25 protein-coding genes and 1 pseudogene are annotated in these 24610 nt (G+C 36.3%); 24 read left to right on the forward strand and 2 right to left on the reverse strand.

Going from position 1 to position 24610, the window contains the following annotated elements; translation table 11 throughout:
- The 13 genes from FBF83_RS21080 to FBF83_RS00060 all read left to right on the forward strand — a co-directional run.
- A partial coding sequence (locus FBF83_RS21080; protein ID WP_240688005.1) for a DUF6366 family protein occupies positions 1 to 116 on the forward strand: 116 nt, incomplete at its 5' end.
- A 218-nt stretch (positions 117 to 334) separates the two neighbouring features.
- Positions 335 to 667, forward strand: a complete 333-nt coding sequence (locus tag FBF83_RS00005; RefSeq protein WP_136945113.1) for a hypothetical protein — start codon at positions 335 to 337, stop codon at positions 665 to 667.
- A 578-nt stretch (positions 668 to 1245) separates the two neighbouring features.
- Positions 1246 to 1506, forward strand: a complete 261-nt coding sequence (locus FBF83_RS00010; protein ID WP_136945114.1) for a hypothetical protein — start codon at positions 1246 to 1248, stop codon at positions 1504 to 1506.
- Between the two features lie 416 nt (positions 1507 to 1922).
- Positions 1923 to 3719, forward strand: coding sequence for a M3 family oligoendopeptidase (locus FBF83_RS00015; RefSeq protein ID WP_136945115.1), 1797 nt, complete (start codon positions 1923 to 1925; stop codon positions 3717 to 3719).
- Between the two features lie 289 nt (positions 3720 to 4008).
- On the forward strand, positions 4009 to 4251 hold the full coding sequence (locus FBF83_RS00020) for a hypothetical protein (RefSeq protein ID WP_136945116.1): 243 nt from the start codon (positions 4009 to 4011) through the stop codon (positions 4249 to 4251).
- 285 nt (positions 4252 to 4536) lie between these two features.
- Positions 4537 to 5085 carry a GNAT family N-acetyltransferase gene (locus FBF83_RS00025; RefSeq protein WP_136946434.1) on the forward strand — a complete coding sequence of 183 codons (549 nt, stop codon included), beginning with the start codon at positions 4537 to 4539 and terminating at the stop codon, positions 5083 to 5085.
- A gap of 258 nt (positions 5086 to 5343) precedes the next feature.
- Positions 5344 to 6066, forward strand: a complete 723-nt coding sequence (locus tag FBF83_RS00030; RefSeq protein ID WP_136945117.1) for an alpha/beta fold hydrolase — start codon at positions 5344 to 5346, stop codon at positions 6064 to 6066.
- Between the two features lie 71 nt (positions 6067 to 6137).
- Complete coding sequence (locus FBF83_RS00035) at positions 6138 to 6548, forward strand: GNAT family N-acetyltransferase (protein WP_136945118.1); 411 nt, start codon at positions 6138 to 6140, stop codon at positions 6546 to 6548.
- A 125-nt stretch (positions 6549 to 6673) separates the two neighbouring features.
- A complete protein-coding gene (locus FBF83_RS00040; protein WP_136945119.1) occupies positions 6674 to 7330 on the forward strand; it encodes a Type 1 glutamine amidotransferase-like domain-containing protein in 657 nt (218 codons plus the stop codon).
- A gap of 216 nt (positions 7331 to 7546) precedes the next feature.
- Positions 7547 to 8389, forward strand: coding sequence for a nucleotidyltransferase domain-containing protein (locus FBF83_RS00045; RefSeq protein WP_205665291.1), 843 nt, complete (start codon positions 7547 to 7549; stop codon positions 8387 to 8389).
- Between the two features lie 329 nt (positions 8390 to 8718).
- Positions 8719 to 9183, forward strand: a complete 465-nt coding sequence (locus FBF83_RS00050) for a GNAT family N-acetyltransferase (RefSeq protein WP_136945120.1) — start codon at positions 8719 to 8721, stop codon at positions 9181 to 9183.
- A gap of 194 nt (positions 9184 to 9377) precedes the next feature.
- A complete protein-coding gene (locus FBF83_RS00055) occupies positions 9378 to 10211 on the forward strand; it encodes a GNAT family N-acetyltransferase (RefSeq protein WP_136945121.1) in 834 nt (277 codons plus the stop codon).
- 145 nt (positions 10212 to 10356) lie between these two features.
- Positions 10357 to 10833, forward strand: coding sequence for a GNAT family N-acetyltransferase (locus FBF83_RS00060; protein WP_136945122.1), 477 nt, complete (start codon positions 10357 to 10359; stop codon positions 10831 to 10833).
- Positions 10834 to 11078: 245 nt separating this feature from the next.
- Here FBF83_RS00060 and FBF83_RS00065 read toward each other — a convergent pair whose 3' ends face one another.
- Complete coding sequence (locus FBF83_RS00065; RefSeq protein ID WP_240687941.1) at positions 11079 to 11948, reverse strand: STAS domain-containing protein; 870 nt, start codon at positions 11946 to 11948, stop codon at positions 11079 to 11081.
- A 351-nt stretch (positions 11949 to 12299) separates the two neighbouring features.
- Here FBF83_RS00065 and FBF83_RS00070 point away from each other — a divergent pair, with 351 nt between their 5' ends.
- Positions 12300 to 13298 carry a tRNA dihydrouridine synthase gene (locus FBF83_RS00070; RefSeq protein ID WP_136945124.1) on the forward strand — a complete coding sequence of 333 codons (999 nt, stop codon included), beginning with the start codon at positions 12300 to 12302 and terminating at the stop codon, positions 13296 to 13298.
- Between the two features lie 318 nt (positions 13299 to 13616).
- Here the strand turns inward: FBF83_RS00070 and FBF83_RS00075 are convergent, their stop codons facing one another.
- On the reverse strand, positions 13617 to 14378 hold the full coding sequence (locus FBF83_RS00075) for a sporulation protein (RefSeq protein ID WP_136945125.1): 762 nt from the start codon (positions 14376 to 14378) through the stop codon (positions 13617 to 13619).
- A gap of 597 nt (positions 14379 to 14975) precedes the next feature.
- Between FBF83_RS00075 and FBF83_RS00080 the strand changes: the two are divergent.
- The 10 genes and pseudogenes from FBF83_RS00080 (at position 14976) to FBF83_RS00125 (ending at position 24432) form a co-directional block, all read left to right on the forward strand.
- A pseudogene (locus FBF83_RS00080) lies at positions 14976 to 15563 on the forward strand (YdeI/OmpD-associated family protein).
- Between the two features lie 235 nt (positions 15564 to 15798).
- Entirely contained in the window at positions 15799 to 16146 is a 348-nt protein-coding gene (locus FBF83_RS00085) for a VOC family protein (protein WP_136945126.1), read from the forward strand.
- 91 nt (positions 16147 to 16237) lie between these two features.
- Positions 16238 to 17311 (forward strand): PQQ-dependent sugar dehydrogenase, encoded by a 1074-nt coding sequence (locus FBF83_RS00090; RefSeq protein WP_136945127.1) that lies wholly within the window; start codon positions 16238 to 16240, stop codon positions 17309 to 17311.
- A 52-nt stretch (positions 17312 to 17363) separates the two neighbouring features.
- A complete protein-coding gene (locus FBF83_RS00095) occupies positions 17364 to 17903 on the forward strand; it encodes a GNAT family N-acetyltransferase (RefSeq protein ID WP_136946435.1) in 540 nt (179 codons plus the stop codon).
- 78 nt (positions 17904 to 17981) lie between these two features.
- A complete protein-coding gene (locus tag FBF83_RS00100; RefSeq protein ID WP_136945128.1) occupies positions 17982 to 18617 on the forward strand; it encodes a pyridoxamine 5'-phosphate oxidase family protein in 636 nt (211 codons plus the stop codon).
- Positions 18618 to 18668: 51 nt separating this feature from the next.
- Complete coding sequence (locus tag FBF83_RS00105) at positions 18669 to 19229, forward strand: class I SAM-dependent methyltransferase (RefSeq protein ID WP_136945129.1); 561 nt, start codon at positions 18669 to 18671, stop codon at positions 19227 to 19229.
- 60 nt (positions 19230 to 19289) lie between these two features.
- Positions 19290 to 20222 (forward strand): aminoglycoside phosphotransferase family protein, encoded by a 933-nt coding sequence (locus FBF83_RS00110; RefSeq protein ID WP_169525113.1) that lies wholly within the window; start codon positions 19290 to 19292, stop codon positions 20220 to 20222.
- Positions 20223 to 20262: 40 nt separating this feature from the next.
- On the forward strand, positions 20263 to 20793 hold the full coding sequence (locus FBF83_RS00115) for a GNAT family N-acetyltransferase (protein ID WP_136945131.1): 531 nt from the start codon (positions 20263 to 20265) through the stop codon (positions 20791 to 20793).
- Positions 20794 to 21337: 544 nt separating this feature from the next.
- A complete protein-coding gene (locus FBF83_RS00120) occupies positions 21338 to 22780 on the forward strand; it encodes a DUF11 domain-containing protein (RefSeq protein WP_136945132.1) in 1443 nt (480 codons plus the stop codon).
- A 215-nt stretch (positions 22781 to 22995) separates the two neighbouring features.
- Complete coding sequence (locus tag FBF83_RS00125) at positions 22996 to 24432, forward strand: DUF11 domain-containing protein (protein WP_136945133.1); 1437 nt, start codon at positions 22996 to 22998, stop codon at positions 24430 to 24432.
- Positions 24433 to 24610 lie beyond the last annotated feature (178 nt).

The raw sequence follows: 24610 nt of genomic DNA on the forward strand, positions 1-24610 counted from the left end.
ATAGAGCTAATAATGGGGGATTAGTTGATTTAGTAGGTAGTTTAGGATGGAAGGGAACATTAATTTTAATAGGTGCGATCATTATTGGTTTTATAATTGCTTCATTGATCTTCTAATTGTTCAATTACATTCTATCTTCAATTAAGAAACATCTCGATGTCGAGTCTTCTGTTATCTCGGAGCGTTAATCTAAAAAGGTTTACGCTCCTTTTTGTTTAAGTTAATAACAGGGCAGGATGACGGAATAGAAACTTACAAAAGAATTATTGTGGATTACGCACTTTAATGCTTCCTGGAAATGCAATAAAGAATAAATAAAAGGGTGATATTGCTGGTGAAGAGTAATGAGGATACAGATGTTTTTAAACAAGCTGTAAAGTTAATGTGCAAAATTAACAATATTTCTACTCGGAAACCGAGATTTGAAGTCATTGATAATATGGTGGTTATCAGTATAAAAAACCATTTAGAAGATGGAGTAGACTTAGATTGCTTTAATATTTTAAATTTTATCTATCAAATAATTTCACCTCTAGGGATAAAATTCAATCAACAATTATATCTTTATCCAAATTCAAAAAGAGTGGCTAGAGTAGTGATCAGTTTCGAAAAAGAAGATTATGAGTCGATAAAAATAAAAATTAGAGGTGACAACATAAGTAACTAAAGGTCTAATTAATGTAGGCATTAATGATAAACGTATACAACCTTTTACTGCAATCTCGGAGCTTATCTTTAATTAGATAGGCTCTTTTTTTGGGAAAAAGATGGATTTATTAGTCCTGTTTTGAAATAATTGGTATTAAGCATTTTGACTTAGATTAGATGCTAATAAAACTATTGTATTGCTTTTAGGAGGATTATTATATGAATACCAAAAAACTTGATTTGATCATCTTATTAACCCTGACCATTGCAGTTCCGGTATGTACAGTTCTACCGTACCTTGGAATAGTTCCGGACCTTTTACTATTCATCATCTTGCCAGTAGGAATTATCTTTTGCCTCATAGGTGTAATGGCTTCCGTTCTAAGGATACAAACCAGTTGTTGGAAACAATCATAACAAATATTAATGTTCCATAATCTCGGAGCTTATCTTTAACAGGATAAGCTCTTTTACGTGAAATAAAAGATTGAGTTAATCGTTGTGATTTGAAATAATTGGTAGTGATAACTTGTAGGATTCAGGATAAACAAGTGAAAATTATAAGGTGAGACTTACTGAACAAGGAGGTGAAAAGCGATGATTAAGAAGGAGAATTTCAAATCAATATCGTTAACTTGCTTGATCGTTAGTGTACTTGTTTGGGTGCCTAATGTTGTTTTTCAGGTTTCTAGTCCATTATGGATACTAACATTTTTTATTGCACCATTAGGCATTGTTTTTGCAGCTTTAATTAAAAAAAATTGGCTAATTATTATGAACACAATGATGTTCTTTAGCTTTTTTATATTAATGTTTTTGGGTTATTTCGCAAACTATATTACTGATGGAAAGCCTTAAAGGTAACAGTTAGATTTATCAAGTTACCTGAAAAAAGAGTCCTTGATAGTTGAGGCTAGTGAATTAAGAAACTACGATACCTTTAAACGAAAGTACGAAGACATTTCTTTTGAAGACCTAGGTGGAGAAGGATGGACTTTGGACGAAATGGTGAAAGGAACATACGAAGTATATACACTTAAACAAGAGAAAAAATGTGGTGTATTGGCTATTACAATAAAATATTTATGAAGATGCTTGTTAAACAATCTCGGAGCGTTTGTTCAATAAAGACGGTCGCTCCTATTTAAAGTAGGATAAAAAGAGGCATTAATTTATATTGTTGTCTCTTTTTGTTTTTACATTTTTCACCTCAGTGTTATGTTAAAATAAGAACAAATGTTTGTGTTTATTAATACATATGCAATGAGGAGAATATGGAGAAAATAAGTTATCCAAAAGTATGGAATTTAGATAACGTTTTTTATGGTGGCAGTAAATCAAGTCAATTTTTAGATCATATCAAGGGATTAGAGGAGCTTATACATGAGCTAGAAGGTAATGTTGAATCTTTTACTTCTTTAATTTTAACTAATGAAATTAGTAATATTGTAGATTTAGTGGGAAACGTCGGAATGATTCGCTTGCACATTACACAGGCTAACTCGTTTATCACGTGTCTTCTGGCACAAAATCCAAAGGATCAAGATGCTGCGAGTCTAAGAGGAAAAGTTGCTCAAAAAGAGTCGCGTTTCGAAAAAATATTATCGGAAATAAAGAAGATATTATCAAATACTGAAGAAGATGTATGGAGAGATATACTAGAAACTAAAGAGTTAGAAGATTATAAATTTATCCTCAACGAGTGGCGAGAAAACGCAGATTCGAATTTGTCAGAAGAGGAGTTAAGTTTAATTTCTGACTTAATGGTTGATGGGTACCATGCTTGGGGCCATTTTTATAGAGATCTAGTAAGTAGTATTAGCATAAAGATAAGGGTTGATGGAAAAGAAGAAGATCTATCAGTTGGACAAGCCATTAATTTGCGGTCACATCCTGAGGAAAAAGTGCGTAAGGAAGCTCATAATGCACTAGAATCAATATGGAAAGAGAAAGAAGAACTCTTTGCTAAAGTAATAAATCACATTGCTGGTTTTCGTATAAAAATACATAACAAATATGGGATAAACAATGTTCTAGAAAATCCTTTGAAGAAGAACAGAATGAAAGAAGAAACGCTAAATACGATGTGGTCAGTAATTAGTTCATATAAACAACCTTTTTCAAAGTACCTGGAGCGAAAAGCTGAAATGATGGGCGATTCTAGTATGAAGGCTTATAACTTTTGGGCTCCTGTTACAAAGAATGATCACGAAATGAACTACGATGAAGCTGCGACGTTCATTACGGAGCATATTGGTCAGTTCGGAAATGAATTAGAAAGCTTTGTTAAAGAAGCTTTTAATGAAAATTGGATAGAAGCTGAAAATCGACCGAATAAGTCTGCTGTTCCGTTTTGTGCTAGTTTTCCAGTTACGGGTGAATCAAGAGTTTTTATGACATATAGCGGTACCTTTATAGATGTGCTAACGCTTGTTCATGAACTGGGGCATGGCTTTCATAATTATGCTATGAACGATGTTGAGGGCATAAATAAGCAATATCCATTGAGTATTGCTGAAACAGCTTCAACCTTCTCAGAAATGATTATTATTGATGCCTCAATGAAAAAAGCAAAAACTAAAAAAGAAAAAATATTTATACTAGATGAGAAATTGAAACGTAGTGTTATGAACTTCATGAATATACATTCGAGGTTCTTATTTGAGCAGAGATTTTATGAGGAACGTAAAGGTGGTATCGTTTCACCCAAACGTTTAAATCAATTAATGGAACAATCAATAAATGAAGCATACGGGAGTTCTTTAGATCAACCCTCAATCTATTCTTGGGTTTGGACACCTCACTACTATATTACGCAATCCCCGTTCTACAATTTCCCTTATACTTTTGGCTATTTATTTGCTTTAGCAATTTATGCGAAGGCAAAAGAGAAGGGAAAAGAATTTGAAAGAGATTATTTGAAATTACTCCGTGATTCAGGAAGTATGAATGTGGAAGATTTAGTTATGAAACATTTAGGAGAAGACATTACTTCTAAGGAGTTCTGGGAAGCAGGAATGGAAGTATGTTTGAAAGATGTAGAAGAGTTTTTAGAATTAACTCCGGGTTAAATTGAGGAAATCTTATATAATGTGAACTACCCTAATTGGAATATCTCAATATCAAGTCTTCAACAAACTCGGAGCGAATGTTCATAGAGCATTCGCTCTTTATTATATAAGCACAAGAAATATCGCGGCATTTAGTTATTTAACTGACGGAAGGGGGGGAGGAGACTCTTCTACGAGATGATAGACAGGTTCGAATCCAAATAAATTAGTTCGTATGTGATTTTTCAAGTTCCCGTTTTGTGTTAGTGTTCTTAAGTAAAACACTATATAGGAACTAGGGGGAGTTGGAGTGAACAATCGTGGTGTAGGTATTTTATTAATTGGATTCTCTTTATTAACAGGAGTCATTACATACTCAGTGGGAGAGTTGGTCATAGCAATTAAACAATCGGCTGCACACGTATCTGCATCGATATCTGGAGCAAATGGACCCGCTATCGGTTGGGGCGGAAACCCACTTCTATCACAGATGCCAGTGCTGACTATTGCAAGTAGTATCATTTTAGGGTTAATCCTAATTAAACGAAATTAATTGCATTTGTATGGATGGTGTGAAATATGGAAAATGAAACCTATTATTAATGACTTCGGGGAAATTGAAATAAGGAAAATGAGAGAACTAAAACATCAAAAAGATGTTTTGGAGTATCTGGTTTCTTAACTACTCTTTCTCAAAATACCCCAATCCATAAAAGTATTTAAAAGCAATGTTCAACAATCTCGGAGAAAAGTTGAAGATCGTTACATAGATTTTGGCTCCTAAATATATGGAGGGACTATGCAAGAAAATAGAAATATATCAAAGAGAGGAACATTAATGGAAAAACTAAATCCAATAATTGAAACAAATAGATTAATACTAAGAGAAGTAACCTCAGAGGATGCTTTGGATATGTATCACTATTTATCCGATGAAGAAGTCGTAAAACATATGGGTTTACCGCCTGCCCAAAGTGTTGAAGAAGTAATGGATGAAATCGAATGGTATCAATCAATAATAAAAGAAGGAACAGGTATTAGATGGGGAATTACTTTAAAAGACTCAGGTAAGGTTATAGGTAGTTGCGGATATTTAAATATGCAGCACAAACATTATAGAGCTGAAGTTGGATTTGAATTAAGTAAAAATTATTGGGGAAAAGGCATTGCTTCTGAAGCGCTAAGAGCTATTATTAGGTATGGATTTAATCACTATCAGTTAGAACGGATAGAGGCTTTGATAGAGCCTGGTAATATTCAATCACAAAAGTTGGTTAGCAAACTAGGTTTCACAAAAGAAGGCTTACTCAGGCACTATGAATATACTCTTGGTAAATTTGATGATTTATATATGTATTCAATGATTAAAAGTGACCTTATCAAATAATAGAAGTGTAATGGTGTTAAAGAAGAAGATATCTTGATACTGAGTCTTCATTAAACTCGGAGCGATTGTTGAATAGCTTAGGGGAACCTCACAATGAGGTTCCCCTATTTTAGCTCCAATATCAACAATAAGCTTTAACATAGCTAATTAATTAAAAGATGGAATTATTGTCAGTATTTTGAAATAATTGGTACTAAGCTATTGAGCATTATAGTAATACATTGGAATTCAAAGCAAAATAGGAAGAGGTTCTTGTTTATGTCCAAGGAGACGTTTATACAAGTAAGTGATTTTAAATTATTTACTAAATTGATTGGAAAGAAGAACGGTAAACAGACTGTTGTTTTGGAAGCTGGATATGGAGATTACTCAAAGGGATGGAATTCGATCGTTTCTGAAATCGCTTCATTAACAGAAGTTCTTGTTTATGATAGAGCAGGCTTAGGAAAGAGTGAAGAAAGCTCTAACCCTAGAACAAGTCTAGAGATGGTAAAAGAACTGAAGGAGCTCCTTGATAAAATGTCCATTACTCCTCCATATCTATTAGTTGGACATTCCTTTGGTGGGGTTAACGCAAGATTGTATGCCAGTATATACCCAGAAGATGTTAGTGGATTAATCCTAGTTGATTCTACTCCGGAGGATTATAGAGTAAGGTTCCTGCCTACTATGTCAGAAGAATTTCAAAAAGCCTATAATAAACAATTCAATGTAGAAAGCGATTATGATGAGTTTGGTGAAAGTTTAAATCAATTAAAGAAATGCAAAGTGAGGTTAAGTGTACCTTTAATTGTTTTATCAGCAGGCAAAAAAGATCACTATTCGGATGAATCACAAAACCTATGGAATCAATTGCAAGAAGAGATTCTTCAATATTCTTCTAAAAGTGAACTGCTAATTGCTGAAAATAGTGCTCATTACATACAAGATGACGAACCATCCGTTGTTATAGGTGCAATAAAACGACTATTAGAAAAATAGGAGGAGATTTAATAGACTATTTCCAAGTTTCCATACTAACAAACGCAATCATTAAATGGAGGAAAGACAAAATGGAAAACAGCTTTACTATTATTTATGAGCCAGCAACTCCTGACGAATACATCGATTTGCGAATAGAAGGTGGTATAAGTGGAAAGTCACACAAAGCTGCAGCAGTCGGCTTGAAAAATTCATTGTTTGCGGTGAGCATATACGATAATAAGTCATTAATTGGCATGGGGCGTGTGATTGGTGATGGTGGTGCCTTTTTTCAAATAGTAGATATAGTAGTAAAACCAAGCTATCAAGGTCGAGGGCTTGGTAAGGTGGTGATGAAGGAACTAGTAAACTACCTTGGTGAAAACACGTATCCTGGTTCTTATGTAAGTCTTATAGCAGACGATCCAGCAAACAAGCTGTATGAACAGTTTGGATTCAAATATACCTATCCTAATTCACATGGAATGTATAGAATGTATTAAAACGTCTTATTCCGTAAACTCGGAGCGTTAATCCTTATATTGAGAGTATTTTGTTAGTGACATGAACCAGAATGAGTGATGTAAGGAATAAATGTTTGTTTTTACACTTTGCTACGGGGGTACTTATGAAAACTCACTATTATTTAGGTTGGTTTAACAATTTCTTTCCAGAGACTCTGGGAAGGTTGTTACAGGAGGATATAACTGATAGAAAATCGATAGCTATGATTAGTTCGAATCCATCTATTTATGAAGATGATGGTGCTACTGAACGCTCCTGGCTTGACCAGGCTGGCATTATATTTGATGAATATCATTTAATTAATTATCGCGTACAGAAGGAAGAAGCCCAAGCGAAAATTCAAAATGCTTCAGTCATTTTTTTATTGGGTGGAAATATTCTGGCACAAAATGGTTTTTTGATGGAATATGAATTATCTGATTCTATAAAAGAAAGCAGCGCAGTTGTGATGGGAGCAAGCGCAGGTGCAATCAACATGTCCGCTAAATGGTTAGGCTCGAAAACCTTTGGATATGAAGTTGAAAAGAGCTCTGTTTACAACGGAATCGGTCTTGATAATTTTTCCGTCCTGTCTCATTTTGATCTTGAAAATAATATTGTACTGGTTCAGAGCGAACTTTCACCCCTATCGGAAGAAATTAATATTTATGCATCAAACAAAGATTGCGCTGTACGTGTAAAGGGAGACAAAATCGACGTTTTTGGCACTGTTTTTTTAATTTCCCACTCAAAGATTCGGAAATTGGATGAGACGCTCTAATTGTAGTGAATGACTATGACTTAATTGAATTAAATTTCTATATGCACGGCCTATATTTAAATTTATTGAAGGAGAACTCGGGGCGAGTGTTGAATGCGCGTCCCTTTTTTCTACTTCAACTATGCGTAGCAAATCTTGAATAAGACATGCGCTTTTTTTTATGTGAAAAGGTCATTTAATTGAATAAATACAATCTGAAGAGGAATGGAGACTTGTATGACTGAAATTAAAGAAATAGGATCTTTATGTTCTTTAGACGACAAAGGCTATATCATAAACCAGTCTGATCACAAAAAAATGAATAATAAATTTAGAGAAGTCATCCAACTAATAAATGAAAGCTGTCTTTACGGTTTACCAAAGGAAATTCATAGCATTTACATAAGAGGTTCTGTGCCAAGAGGGTTAGACATTGAAGGTGTATCTGATGTGGACGTAATAATCGTAACCTATACCAATCCTCAAGAACTTGACTTGGATTGGGTGGAGAAGACAGAACAATTTATTGATCAGAAATTTTCTTTTATAAAGGGTGTAGAATTAGGATTCAGCCCTTTAAGTGAGGTTGAGGAGTCGAAATATTGCTCAATGATTCCTTTTATTCTAAAAACCTATGGTATTTGTGTTTATGGCGAAAACCTAATAAGTAAGCTGCCTGATTATAAACCCGACAGCTCCTTGGCGAATGAGCATCTCATTCACTTATCATCTCTAATTGATAAAGCTAAGCATGATTTAACGGGAAACGACGACATTGAGGACATAATAGATTGCTGTTCATGGATCATGAGAATTATTGTGAGGGCTGGTGGTGCACTTGTTATTGTTCAAGAACAGTCATACACAAGGGATCTGTTCCCAGCCTATGAACTATTTTCGAAACATTATCCTGCAAAAAAGCAAGAGATGAGAACAGCGCTTTGGTACGCAATCAACCCCTTATCAAGTTCAGAAGAAATATTGAAATTCTTAGATTACTTTGGAGGTTGGATAAAGGCGGAAACAGAAGATTGGCTTAAAATTTATAACCCAACAAGGGAAATACATCTACCACTTTGATATGATTCTCACTGTTGCTATCTTATTTTAATTGAGGTAAAAATAACAAATTAATATTGAGTTACCTCTAGTTATTTAAAATAATTGGTATAAATAGAAAAGATGTTTATTAAACGGTGACAACATAATATAAATGCCTAAATTATTTATGAATGGGAGATTTAATAATTTCTAAAAACTTCATGTGCGTACCTTGGATAGCATGAGTAAACAAGGTATTAATACATGATTAATATACTATTAATTTAATCACTTTAATAACCTCTGTTTAGTATTTTCTACTATTACTTTATACAGAGAAAATTGACATACTAGAACGGAGAGATAAAATGATAAAGTTAAGTAAAGTTGATGAAGTAGGGTTTAAGAGGTATTTGGATTTTATAATACCTGATCATGCTATTGAAATCACAAAAAATTTCAATTTAACAATGGACCAAGCCACAGAGGAATCAGAGGTGATGATCCGAGACATGTTTAAGGATGGATTAGCCACTGAGGGACAATATTTGTACAATATCATACAAGCTAATTCAAATGAAAAAGTGGGAATTCTATGGTACAGCGTAATTCCTGAAATAAATTCAGCATACTTGTATCACATACTAATAGACGAACATCATAGAGGTAAAGGATTCGGAACTAGTACTATTGAAAAGCTTCAAGATAAGCTTAGAGAAAGTGGTGTGGGTTCAATAGGGTTAAGTGTGTTTGGAAAAAATGATGGGGCTTATCGATTATACAAGAAACTGGGGTATTCAAATACTAGAATATCAATGGAAAAAATCCTATAGCTAAATAGTTAAATCAGATAGACGTTCTTCTTAAAGAGTACGTCTATTTGATTTGAAAATAGTTATAAGTTAATTCCGAAAAAGGGAGCGATAGCAGCACGTTGATGATCACAAATTGTGATATCCCTGAAGAAATTTGGTAATAGGCTGGAATGGTTTTAGGTGATTACGGTATGCCGTTAGGAGGGGTAAGAATGATTCGCGAACTTGATAAAACTGAATTCTATAAATGCGAAAAGTTAATAAAAGATAAGGGGCATTTAGAAGTTAAAGCTGTAATAGAGGGGAATAACCCTGGTCGGATTTTTGTGGATCATATCAACTCTCCTAGTACAGGACTTATCTGGTTAGGTAATAATGATGGGTTTTTCTTTATTGGTGATGAGGAGAATGAGTTATTTAATAACCATATAAATGATCTTATTGATCAGGTAATCTATCCTGAAGTAAAGAAGCTAGGATTAGATAGTTTTATAGCGATCGGTAACCATTCAAGATGGGAGAAGACGATAGAGAGGATTTTTGAGGATCGACGCATACAGGTATCGCATCAAAATGTTTATAAGTTAAGAGGTCATTATTATGATGGTATAGAACCTTCCATTAAACAAGGTTATGAAGCACTTAAGATCGATGAATTTCTATATGAGAACGATGGAAATTTTATTTGTAACATAGGATTTTTACACTCGAAAATTTTAGAATTCTGGTCTTCTCCCGAGCAATTTTTTCAAAAAGGAATTGGGTACTGTATTGTTTACGAAAACAAGATTGTGAGTTTATGTTTTTCGGGATTTGTAGCTGGAAATGTTCACGGTATAGATATTGAAACAGTAGAGGAACATCGGGGAAATAAATTAGGTCAAAATGCAGCCCTGTGTGTTGTGAAAGACTCTGTTAAGCGAGGTATTGTTCCATATTGGGATTGTGAGGAGTCAAATAAGCCTTCTAATGTCATTGCTAAAACAATTGGATTAGATAACTATATGAGTTACTTAGTATACATCTTTCCAATTGGTCAAGGTTAATGTGGTATTCAATAAAAGGGTGCAATTGTTCAATAAGGACGATCGCTTTTTAATTAACGCAGCAGAATTATTTAACAAAGCACATCTTCACAAGTGTGAGAAGTGAGCAATTGCCAATTAAACACTAATTGAGGGGTAGAAAAATATGGATATATCTATTCGAAAAGCTGAGCAAAACGATTACGAGTCATTGTTACCTTTATTTAGCCAAGTTCATGACCTCCATGTTTTAGTAAGACCAGATTTGTACAAAGAAAATTTGACTCCAGTTGAGCAAGAGTTCTTTGAAAGCCAGTTGAGTGATGTCAAACAGCAGATTTTTGTTGCCACAATAGGCAATGATTTAGTCGGAGTTATAGTGACAAAGGAACAGGAATTAACTGAAAATTCATTTGTCAAAGCGAGGAAAATATTAGTTATAAACAGTTTATCCGTTGCTGAAAAGTATAGAAGTAAGGGAATAGGCAAAAAACTAACTAAATACGTTTTTGATTATGGGAGGAACCTCAGATTTGATAGTATTGAATTGGGTGTATCGGAGAAAAATACTTCTGCTATTGAATTCTATAGATCAATTGGGATGACAACAAAAAGTAGAAAAATGGAGATTATATTAAGCTAATAGCTTCTATATTGTCCAGTAACATGATCTCCAAAGAAGTCGTCCACTAATAGGAGGAGCGTTAATCTAAATGGATTGTGGTAGGGGGATTCACCAAGCATGATTCCTCATACACTACTCGATTGCCTCAGTGAGCGATGGTGTCAATTAAACGAGAGTCTCGCCGTCATTGGTGCAAATCAGGACTTATGGTTAACATAAAAAGGAACATCTTCCTTCAAAGAAGACGTTCCTATATATCATAATTACATTTTTTGTTTTCTATGAAGTTCGAATCCTATTTTACTTAGGGCATTTTCAAGATTAGATTCAATCTGGAAATTATTCATATCTACCTGAGAGCGGATGGCTTGCATTGCAATGTCAGGGCGTATACCTGTTAATATTGGATGAATACCTACCAAATCCATTAGATTTACGATTCGCATTAGATAAGTTACTACTTCATCATTCATGTGAGTAATACCAGATAAATCAATTAGAATATTATCTAAAGATAACCCCTGGCTTTTGGCTAATGTTAACTCCATAATCCTTTCCACTCTGTCCAAATCAATATTCCCAATGATAGGTAAGATTGCTACACCCTCTGTAATAGGAACTAGCGGAGCCGACAAGTCTTCTATTTGCTTATTAGCATCATCCAATTCTAATACGTAGGAGAGTAGTGAACTCATTGTTTCGAACAATCTAGTGTGACGTTCTGATAGTTGGAAAGGTTCTATGTCCAATCCACATATAGTCCCGTAATTTCTGCCATCTTCATAATAAATCGGTACGCCTATGAAGCTACCGCTCCCCAATTTCTCCGTAACTGTTAGAGGTCTAGTTAACTTATTTTGAGTAATATCAGGAATGATTAGTACATTTTTTCCATGATCCACACTCAGCTTACAAAAAGTCTCTTCAAAAGGGGAGTTATCCCCCTCTGTTAACAACGTATCCTTTTTATTTACTACCTTAATAATTTCATTCGTACATTTATCATTTTTAGCAATGAATAGCGTATTAATGTTTAATATTTCACTGATTGAATGCAAGATACTTTCAGCAGCTTCATCGAAGTTTTTAAACCTTCGAATTGTTTGGTGACTATAATCAGAAAACGAGTTCATCATTAGCTTCCTTTCAAAAAATAAACTATCATAGTTCTTTCCCTATTATTAAAGATTTAAAACCTATAAGTTCAAGCTATTAGTATATCAAACATTCATTTATTAAAGGAAGATACAATTAATGACATGTAAATGCGCAAGAGCTTAACTTCCTTGTCTTATACGGGCGCGAACTTCCTAAAGGAAATGATGTTACAATTTAGGATAACAATGACTCTTTCCCTTGCACTTTTCGTTAAATCATCTTAAAGTATATATTGGTTGAAATCCAACATCATTAATAATGGATAAAAAATTTCACTTTTTAATTTGGGGATCATGTGTCCCTTATGGAAAGGGTTCAGATATATTATGAAAGATAATTTTTGGCAAGAGTTACCGCGACCATTTTTTGTTCTGGCACCGATGGAAGCCGTCACAGATGTCGTTTTCCGTCATGTCGTGAGTGAAGCAGCAAGGCCTGACGTGTTCTTTACAGAGTTTACGAATACGGAAAGCTATTGCCATCCAAATGGAAAAGATAGCGTAAAGGGACGTTTGACTTTTACGGAAGATGAACAGCCGATCGTCGCCCACATTTGGGGAGACAAGCCCGAATACTTCCGTCAAATGAGTATTGGAATGGCAGAAATGGGCTATCGTGGAGTGGATATTAATATGGGCTGTCCTGTCCATAATGTCGCAGCTAAAGGGAAAGGATGCGGGCTTATTCGTCGTCCGGAGGTTGCAGCAGAAATTATCCAGGCTGCCAAAGCAGGAGGACTGCCTGTAAGTGTCAAGACCCGTCTTGGTTATACGGAAGTAGAGGAATGGCGCGAATGGTTGAAGCACCTTTTGGAACAGGATATTGTTAACCTTTCTATCCATCTCCGCACGAAAAAGGAAATGAGTGAGGTCGATGCTCACTGGGAGCTGATTCCGGAGATTAAGAAACTACGTGATGAAGTTGCCCCTCATACCCTTCTGACAATTAACGGTGATATTCCTGACCGTCAGAAAGGACTTGAGCTAGTGGAAAAATATGGAGTGGACGGCGTAATGATCGGGAGAGGGATTTTTCATAACCCATTCGCTTTCGAAACAGAGAAGAAAGAGCATACCAGTGAAGAACTGCTTGACCTTCTTAGACTTCAGCTCGATCTTCATGATAAGTATTCCGCGGAACTTGAGCCTCGACAATTTAAACCGCTTCGCCGCTTTTTTAAGATATATGTCCGCGAATTCAGGGGAGCGAGTGAGTTGAGAAATCGCTTAATGAGCACAGAATCCACTGATCAAGTACGTGCTATGCTTGATGAGTTTATTGGGAAAGATGGATTAAAAGAACAGGAGAGTATAGTTTCGAAATAAGTGGGAATCATGGGGACGGTTTCCTGTAGCATATTGGGGATGGATATTGCTAGTTTCACCTTCCTATATGAGTTTTGAAGACAATCAGTTAGGCTTATTAGTATGTTAATAAGCCTAACTGATTTTTCTATATTTGTAGTTACTTATTCATTATTAGAGCAGGTTTATTGGAGTAATCCTCTTCAACCTATAAAAAACGTCTAGATTAACTACCTAGACGTTTTTGTATATTAGTTTCCGCCCTTGCTTTCTAATTTAATTATATTAACTAGAAAAAACACAGTATCCGACTGTATCGTTATACTTGTAACAGGGTCTTTATTTTTTGTATTCATCAATCTGTTGTTGCAGCTTACGTGCAACAACATCTACAGGACCATTCAGTTCCTCGCTTGACAAAGTGACTTTCGCAACGCTTTCATCCATTTCCAGAGCTTCAGCAAATAAGCCTCCAAGACCGCGAGCACGACGATCGATTTCAAGCATGACATCGACATGGTTTTCATGTAAAAAGAAAATCACTTCAAGCTCATCTAAGTAAGCACGATATTCTCCACTTGGCGTTAATTCAAATTCTTGAACATAACCGTAGTGTTTCGAAAGCTCCATTTCAACTTTCCTAACATGAAAGCCCAGGTAACTTTCTAATGCGTCGAGCACTTTCTCAACGTACGGATGCGGCGACACATGGATGAGGTCTCGATCTTTTGGATCCAGGGCCAATGGGATATCAAGTCCCGTTTCAAACCAAACAGGTAGTCTTCCAAGGGAGGCTGGAGTATGATACGGAAGTTGAATCGAAAATGGGATTTCTTTTGTTTCACCTTCCTTGACGGTTTCTTGATCGGCAATAGGGTATTTCTGTAATTCCACTTTTTCTTTCACTTTCCGGTCATCCACTTCACGGATAGCTTCTGTCATGAGGAAAATATGAATAGAATCGATCGATTGATCAACTTCTCCCCCCTTTATAACTACTTTTCCATGGACGACTTCACCTGGAACAAATTTGTCTTTTTCTAACAGCGTATCAACTTTAGCAGCACCAACGCCAACTCTTGCCAGAAATTTTTTTAACACGTTACTTCACCCTTTCTTTATTATCTCTTCTTGATTATACGAAATGAATTAAACAAAGGATTCAATTTCTTAACGAGACGAAAAATTAAACAAAGAGATTTAAATAGGATTTAAATAGTAGTAGGTGAGTAGGGATATGTAGGGTAGATATTGAAGTTTAAACAGAACCATAAACGGGTTTCATCAAAAGTCAGTTAATCTATATGTTAGCAATAATCTATAAAAGACCCTACAAATAAACTAGAGCGCTTTTAAGCGGGCCTTCTTTATGAAAGGGTCTTTTCTAAGAAATTGTTGCTTCCGAAAGAATTTTGGTATAAGGAACCACACTTAGCTGATTGGAGTGGAAGGTGCTCGACTTCTGCGGGACCTGGCGGGACACGTGAGACCCGCAGGCACGCCTTCAGCGCGCTGAGGAGGCTCACCGCCCCGCGAAAAGCGAGCTTCCTGGAGCGGAAATCAACTGCTTTATAGGAAGAAAAGAGTGGCTGTTGACTATTATAAAGTAGTTCATTTTACGTGGTGTAAACATCAACAGGATTATAATGATTATTCTTACCTTTCAGCTTATCAATAATTTGAAAAGGAGAGTTCTTAATGACAAATGGGAGAATGAATCCTAAAGTAGATGATTATTTAAGCAATCTCCAAAAGTGGAAGAAAGAATTCGAGGAATTGAGATTAATCATGCTTGATTGTGAGTTGACTGAAGAATTGAAGTGGGGTGTTCCTTGTTACACGTATGAGAATAACAACATAGTGTTAATACATGGATTTAAAGAATATTGTGCCATTCTATTTCACAAAGGTGCCTTGTTACGTGATGCCGATGGAATTCTAATTCAGCAAACGGAAAATGTACAGGCGGCGCGCCAGATTCGCTTCAATAATGTTTAAGAAATAGCTGAAATGGAAACGTTCTTGAAGGCCTATGTTAATGAAGCTATTGAAGTAGAAAAAGCAGGTTTAAAAGTTGATTTTAAAAAGAACACTGAAATTCCTGAAGAGCTTCAAAATAAATTCAATGAAATCCCTTCCATGAAAACAGCTTTTGAATCATTAACGCCAGGACGTCAAAGAGCTTACATTCTATATTTTTCTAAAGCAAAACAATCCAAAACTAGAGAATCAAGGGTTGAAAAATGTATGCAGCAAATTCTCAATGGTAAGGGATTAAATGATTAGTGTATTGTCTGTGGAAGGAAATTGAAGAAGTTAATATAAATAATGCCACACCTTGACCCTTGAAGGGTTGATTTGTGGACTATTTTATATAGCCATAAAACTGTACAACCAGTCGAACATTAATCTTTCCATTTTATTAAACGATGTAAAGTTTTGCGCAGAAGGAAATACAAGTGAATTGTAGAAGAATTGAATGAGCGAAGATCAATCTATTAAAGTATTGGAGGCGAAGTGCATGAACCCAATTCTTAATGAACTAGGAACCGTTTTTATACCGGTTCGAAACATTAATGAAGCAAAAACGTGGTACTGTGATTTATTGGGTGTTCCTGATACAGGCGAAGTTATTGCTGGTCATCTATACGTTATGCCAATGGAAGGAACGGGAATTGTGCTCGACAGTAAAATTTATTCAGAAGAGAACACCTATAAATGGCCTGCTTTTCATCTTAATACGAAGGATATAAATGCAGCTTATTCATTTATGAAAGAAAAAGGCATAGACCTAACAACAGAGATTGAGAATGGTCATTGGTTTAATTTTAAAGACCCGGACGGTAACCTTCTTATGGTTTGCCAATAATAGTGAGAATGCAGCTGTTCATCTACAGCTGTCTTTTCATTTATTATAGGGTCTTAGACATATACCGTTACATGCTATTAAAAAAGGGGGGATGGTTATCTTAAAGCGTTCAGGAATTCTATTGTCGTTATTATTAGCAACAGGTTGCAGCGTTAATGAAACGGATCAGGAGACAGAGGGGGTAGGGGAACAAGAAAGAGCCGCAGAAGTCGTTATTGAAAATCTCGATGTTCCGTGGGAGATAACGAAAAGTGAGGAAACATTTTATTTGACAGAACGAGCTGGAACGATTGTAACGTATGAAAAAGGAGAAATAGAGAGGCAGTCCGTTCAACTAAGCGTACCAATTCATCACGAGGGAGAGGGAGGTCTACTCGGGTTACAGCTAGCGCCTGATTTTTCTACCTCCAAATCTGCATTTATTTATCACACTTATCACAAAGAAGGGAATACATTTAATCGGGTCGTAAAAGTTGTGCTTAAGGATGGGGAGTGGAGAGAGACGAAAGAACTCCTTGCTAACATACCAGGTTCTTTATATCACAATGGTGGACGTGTGAAGGTCGGTCCAGATGAAATGCTCTATATCACAACCGGTGATGCAGGTAATCCAAAGCTCGCTCAAGATGTGAATAGCACTGCAGGTAAGATTCTTCGTATGACTTTATCGGGAACGACACCAAATGATAATCCATTCAGAGGTTCACTTGTGTATTCTTACGGACACCGAAATCCCCAGGGCTTAGCATGGGATGATAAAGATCAACTCTATAGCTCAGAACACGGTCAATCGGCACATGATGAGATAAACAAAATAGAAGCTGGTAAAAATTATGGATGGCCAGTTATTGAAGGAGATAAAAAGGAGCAAGGTATGGAAACGCCACTATACCATTCTGGAAATAACACATGGGCACCTTCAGGAATTGTTGTGAAAGATAACAAACTCTATATGGCAGGTCTTAGAGGAGAAGAAATAAGAGCTTTTAAGCTTAACGGTCATGAATCAGAAGTGATTATAGACGGAATCGGACGGATACGCTCCATTTTTCAAGAACATAACATGATATATGCGATAACAAATAATAAAGATGGAAGAGGAAAGGCGATTAAAGGAGATGATCGAATGGTTAAAACTGAAATTGAGTTAATTAGTTCAAAATGACATAACTGGAAGTATGTAACTTGTATAGAAAAATATTAAATTGGAGGTAAGGATCATAATTGGTTCAATCATAAGCGCGCAAGATCAATATATTGTAAGAGTTGCAACAGAGGCAGATGCTAAAAATTTGTCAGAGTTAAGAGTACAAATAGATGGGGAAACTGAGAATTTAGATCGGGAACAGGGTGAGTCTAACATAAATGAATCAGAATTTATAAGGATTATAAGGGATGATCATGAGAGAGAGAGGAACTTGTTTTTAGTTGCTGAGGTGGATAATAGTATAGTAGCGTATTCAAGATGTGAAGGAACCACACTGAAAAGACTCTCTCACAAAGTCCAGTTCGGTGTAGGAGTATTAAAAGAATACTGGGGATACGGTATTGGAACCTCCCTCCTCAAGCAATCCCTTCATTGGGCAGATACTAGTGGAATCAAAAAAGTAACATTGAGCGTACTTGAGACCAATAAAAAAGCGATCCAGCTCTATCATAACCATGGCTTTGAAGTGGAAGGGATCTTGAAGCATGACAAACTTTTATCTGATGGAATCTATTATAACACGGTAGTGATGGGGAGATTGATGGGGTGATGGCTCTTGGTCAGCTATTAATAAGTAAGATTGAAATCTTGTTAATCTCAGGAAATCTATACAAATCAAGGAGAAATTATGATAAATAATCAATTTCAAAATCAGATCATGAATGAAGATGAATTAAGAGATTTAATAGGTGAGCCGAGTGAGAGAGCGATTAATAAAGTAATTACGCATCTTGATAATAATTGTAAACAATTCATAGCGCTATCACCATTTTTAATGATGGCTACTTCTAACTCTAATGGAAAGTGTGATAATTCTCCAAGGGGAGATGCTCCAGGGTTCGTCCATATGATCGATAAAGAAATGTTGATAATTCCTGAACGTCCAGGCAACAAAAGGTTAGATTCAATCATCAACATTTTATCTAACCCTCAAATCGGTTTGGTATTCTTGATCCCAGGTTTAGAAGAAACATTAAGAATAAATGGACAGGCAATGGTTATTAAAGATGAAAAAATTCTTGAAACAATGAGTGTGAATGGAAAAGCGCCGCAAATAGGTATAGCTGTAAAAGTAGAAGAGTGTTTTCTGCATTGTGCAAAAGCATTTAAACGATCCAAACTTTGGGATAATGATACTTGGCCCAACAAGAATTCATTACCAAGAGCAGCAACGATTTTAAAGGCGCATGCTAACTTACAGGGAATTAGCGAAGAAAAAATAGAGGAAGATTTAAAAGAAAGTTATAGTAAGAGATTGTATTAAATCTTGAGAAAGTTTGGATCAGTGTGAAGTCATTTTAGGGAGATGAATTAAATCAAAAGTTATGAAGATATTAAAGTTGTTATTGGAGCAGGAGAGTATTCAAATAACCCTGGCTGGATTGAAACACAAGAATCAGAGTTGAATTTATTAAATGAGAAACAGTGGAAGAGCAGATTTAAACCTAACTCAATTGATGCAATAGTAGCAGAGCATGTCTGGGAGCATTTGACGTATGAAGAAGGAAAGGATGCAGCATTAACTTGTTATCCCTATTTGAAGACAAACGGATACATACGATGTGCTGTTCCAGATGGTAATTTTCCTGATGATAATTATCAAAAAGGTGTACAGGTGGGCGGCCCAGGTCCAACTCATCATCCTGCAGCAAGCCATAAAATAGTTCATACATATAAAACCTTGAAATCAATGTTTGAAGAAGCTGGATACACTGTACGCTTACTTGAATATTGTAATGAAAAAGGAAAATTTATCTACAATGATTGGAATGAGAAGGACGGTTTCATTTATCGATCAAAGCGATTTGATCACCGAAATTCAGAAGGGAATCTAGGATTTGTTTCGATCATACTAGATGCTATAAAACCAAAGTAGAAGCATATGAACCTGTCGATTCCAATGAAGAAAATAGAGTGTATTCATCAGGAGGGTAAAATGAAGCTGCAAAGTAAGTTTGAACAATTAGTACACTTGTATTTTGGTGATAAAGGAGCGTCCTGGTTAAAAAGGCTACCAGAATTGATCCATTACTGTGAACAAAAATGGCCCTTGAAAGTACAAGATCCATACGCTTTGTCGATCAATTATGTTGCCCCTGCTCTATTAAATAATGGTAATGAAGTTGTCGTAAAGATTTGTTTACCAGGTAAAGAATTTCTTAATGAGCTTGAGGCGTTACAACTGCTTGGTGAGAAGAGTATCGTTAAGTTAATAGATTATGATAAGGACAAGGGCCTCCTTATTTTACAAAAGCTTTCTCCTGGGATTACTTTGGCGGAAGTGAAAGATGATGAAGAAGCCTGTCATATCGCAGCTAAGGTGTTGAGGAAATTAACTATTGCAGTACCAGTCAACAATCGTCTTCCGACTACCCAGGCTAAAGAGGACAGTCTTAGAACGCTTGTCATTGAGAATACACAAGGTGTTGGACCAATTTACCAAGACACACTAGAGAAGGCACTACAAACATGTACGTATTTACATCAAACACCTAAGCAACAGCTACTTCTTCATGGTGACTTCCATCACTATAATATCTTATATTCAGGAGAGGATAGTTGGGCAGCGATAGACCCTAAAGGTTTAATAGGGGAACTTGAGTTTGATGTTATTCAATTCCTCTTAAATAAACTTCCTAATCAAGGTGTATATGAATTAACCGAGAAGCGGGTCAACATCTTTACAGAAGAACTTCAGTTAGATAAAGAGCGATTACTTCTCTGGGGATTTTGTAAGGCTGTATTAGCCACATCATGGACAATAGACGGTGATCGTTATGATCAAGAATTTTTTCAAATGATTGATATATTTGAACGGCTATATGAAGTTCATTTCGGTAAACTTATTAAAAATTTAGATATAGATTAAATTAACTTTCAAACTCTATATATCAAAGAGGAGATTAACAATGATTGAACTACACGATTTCGAACCAAGAGATTTTCAGCAGTTGATTGAATGGATTCCATCTCCAGATTTTTTACTGCAGTGGGGAGGTCCTGGATTTACATATCCCTTAACTGTGAGCCAGTTAGAAAACTATGTTGATGGAGCTAACAATGATGATTCTAGCGTTTTTGTATATAAAGTCATACATAAAGAATTAAATAAAGTGATCGGCCATATATCTTTAGGGAAATTAGATAAAAAGAACAAATCAGCTCGAATTGGTAAAGTGTTAGTTGGAGATGAAAATGTAAGAGGTCAGGGAATTGGTCAACATATGATCGAAGAACTTTTAAATATAGCTTTTAATCAATTTAACTTACATAGAGTTAGTCTTGGAGTGTTTGAGTTTAATAAGTCGGCTATTCGCTGTTACGAAAACGCGGGTTTTAAAAAGGAAGGATTGCTTAGGGACTATAGAAAGAACGGGAAAGAGTATTGGAGTTTATGGGAAATGAGCATACTAGAAGAGGAGTGGATGGGAAGACGCTAGAATGAATTAATAAATAGAAGTCAATTATGATAACCCGATTAGCCAGTATTTGAGCATCGTTAAAAATGAACTATATAATAAGAAAGTAAGAAACATAAATAGCTTAACAATCTAGTAACACCACTGAACTCGTTTCGAGTTCAGTGGTGTTTCTTAACCTTTTTAAGGTTGTAAGGCATATAAATTGCTTTCAGACTTCTTCAGCCGTTTCAACAGTATCAGTAAACTCATATACTACTGTACTACATGTTAAAGGTGGAGAGAGGATGGCAACCAAACTCACGGGAAGGATTGTCTTACCAGGTGATCCAACATATCAAAAAGCCCGCACAAATTTAAATCTTTATCAAGTTATGCAAATCTAGCCTTTCTAGTTACATTAAGTGTTTGCTAGAGGTAAACACTTATTCATCGAGTATTTTCTTAAACTAGACGAATATGTACACCTTGTCCTATGGATATACATATATTATCAATGAATACATTAAATGTGCTAACTGTAATTTGAACAGTTTTTATTTATAGTTAGAAAGGATTACGGATTATGCCTTTTACAAATCGGTTTACAGCAAATGATTGTGGTTCAATGACTTTTACAGGCAATACTCTAGGACTTAGTGGTGATCAAAGTGGAAACGATGCAGGTACAGCAGGTACAGCAGGGGCATTTATTACACTAGATAGCAGTTCGACTGTTGATGCATTCCCTCCTCCAGTTCCTCCTAATGCAGGTACGACATTGGATTATTTGGAAAATGGTTCAGCTGCAGAATTAGACCTTCCATCAGGGAGTACAGTACTTTACGCAGAACTCATCTGGGGAGGATTATACCAACTGGATTCTGATGACATAACAGCTATACTTGATGATGATATTCTGTTTTCAACTCCAGTGGTGGCAGATACTCCAATTACTCCTGACCCGATCACAGCAAACCAATTTTCTACAGGAAGCACAGGGTTTTACATGCGTTCAGCAGATGTGACGGCTTTAGTGCAAGCTGGAGGAGGAGGAACTTACAGTGCTGGAAGCGTACCGGCAATCATTACCCCCACCTCATCTGTTAACCATGCAGGCTGGACTCTAGCTGTTGTATATGCAAACAAATCATTAAATAATCGTAGTATGAACTTATACGTTGGAGCTGACGGCATCGTTAGACCAGGGTTTCCAAGTGACATACCCATCTCAGGCTTCTCAACCCCACCTAGTGGAGACGTTGAGTCAAGATTGCATTTAAGTGCACAGGAGGGGGATGCGGAAATAAATGGTGACCAGGCTTTATTTGGACCTGACGCAGGAACGCTTATAAATTTATCTGGTCCTCGTAATCCTGCAGGAAATTTCTTTGGCTCACAAATAACAGATGATTCTGGCAACCTCGATACGAGTGGTTCCTACGGAGATCGAAATCACACACCTGGGACTCCGGGAACAAACTTGTTTGCTGGTAGACAAGGCTGGGATATTAGTAATGTAAGTGCTAACAACTATTTACCAAACAGCCAATCCACTGCACTTTTTCGCTTTAACTCAGATGGTGATTTTTATATGCCTAATGCACTCGGTGTCCAAATTGACTTTGGAGAAGCAGATCTTGAAATGGATAAAGAAGTGAATAAAACCATGACCCATAAAGGTGACGTTCTAACATATACGGTTACAATCACGAACGATGGTGTTGTAGAGGCTGATAATGCGTACTTTGAAGACCAGCTTTCTGCAGGAGCAGAATTTATTCAAAATACGGTTACGATCGATGGCGTAACACAACCTGGGCTCGATCCAGCAGTAGGTTTTCCATTAGATCCGATTCCAGCGGGAGAATCCCGCGTAATCACCTATAAGGTTCGTGTTGGTAAAAAATGCTTTATCATTAATGAGGCAACTTTAACGTATAGCTGCGGTAAAGTAGCTACTAGTAATTCGGTCTTAACGACATCTTGTCAGAGTTGTTGTGGTGGGGAAGATGGTTGTAGCTGTTAAGAAGGGATGCCATACCAAACTTTAGCATCCTTTTTACCGTTGTATTATTAATTAATAAACCTTACTTATTTTATAACAAATTAATATATAGTTGACCTAATATTCGTTCAAATAGACGAATATATACACTTTGTCCAACCGCTTTACATACATTATCAATGTATACAATAAATGTACTACCAGTAAATTGTTACGGTTAGAAAGGATAACTGATTATGGCTTTTATAAATCGGTTTACAGCAAATGACTGTGGAGCAATGACTTTTACAGGAAATACACTTGGGCTTAGTGGGGATAGTAATGTCCAAAACACAGCAGGTACAGATGGAACAATAGGTGCTTTTATTACTCTTGATAGCAGTTCAACAGTCGATGCCTATCCTCCCCCGACAATCGTCGGGTCAGCTGGTACTACTACAAATTACACTGAAAATGGGTCCGAAGCTGTTCTCAACCTACCTCCTGGAAGTACTGTCCTTTATGCTGAACTTATATGGGGAGGCTTGTATTTAGGAGGGGATGAAGATCTTACAGCATTAATAAATGATGATATTCTATTTTCTACTCCTATACTAGGCAATACTCCAATTACTCCAGACGCCCTCACTGCCAATGAATTTGGCGGATTTTATATGCGTTCAGCAGATGTCACTGCTCTTGTGCAGGCTGGTGGAGGAGGCACGTACAGCGCCGGAAGCGTTCCAGCAATTGTTAATGCCTCTGGATTCGTTAACCATGCAGGGTGGACTCTTGCGGTTGTATATCGAAATACATCATTAAATAACCGTAATATGAATCTTTATGTCGGTGCAGAGGGACAGGTTAGTAACGGTAACCCAAGTGACGTTCCTATTTCAGGCTTCTTAACTCCACCAACCGGAGACGTTGATGCAAGAGTACTGTTAAGTGCACAAGAGGGTGACGCAAACATAAACGGTGACCAGGCATTATTTGGGCCTGATTCCGGAACATTAACAAACTTGTCAGGTCCCAGAAACCCTGCAGGGAATTTCTTTGGTTCTCAGATAACAGATGATTCAGGGAACATTGATACCAGTGGGTCCTATGGTTTTAGAAATCATACTCCAGGAACGCCAGGTACAAATATATTCGCAGGAAGACAGGGCTGGGATATAACAAATGTTAGTGCGAATAACTATTTACCAAATAATCAATCCACTGCCTTGTTTCAATTTAACTCCACTGGCGATCTTTATATGCCGAATGCTCTAGGCATCCAGATTGACTTTGGAGAAGCAGATCTCGATATGGATAAAGAAGTGAATAAAACCATGACCCATAAAGGTGACGTTCTAACATATACTGTTACAATTACGAACGATGGTGTAGTAGAGGCTGACAATGCTTATTTTGAAGACCAACTTTCTGCAGGAGCAGAATTTATTCAAAATACATTAACGATCGATGGTGTAACACAACCTGGACTCGATCCAGCAGTAGGTTTTCCATTAGATCCAATTCCAGCGGGAGAATCACGCGTAATTACCTATAAGGTTCGGGTTGGTAAAAAATGCTTTATCATTAATGAAGCAACTTTAACGTATAGCTGCGGTAAAGTTGCTACTAGTAATTCGGTCTTAACAACATCTTGTCAGAGTTCTTGTGGTGGAGAAGACGGTTGTAGCTGTTAAGAAAGATGCTGTATTAAACGCAGCATCTTTTTTTAGTTATATTTATAGAATTCTATCAGTCGATTCAGTCGCAAACTGGAGGTTTTTTGCAAGATTGATGGTTTATTGTGGGAATTTTACAAAAGTAGTGTGCTAAAATAGATTTGGAATGAAAGGCTTAATCTTGAACATATTTACA

The organism is Guptibacillus hwajinpoensis (assembly GCF_005144865.1).
Taxonomy (GTDB): Bacteria; Bacillota; Bacilli; order Bacillales; family Guptibacillaceae; genus Guptibacillus; species Guptibacillus hwajinpoensis_A.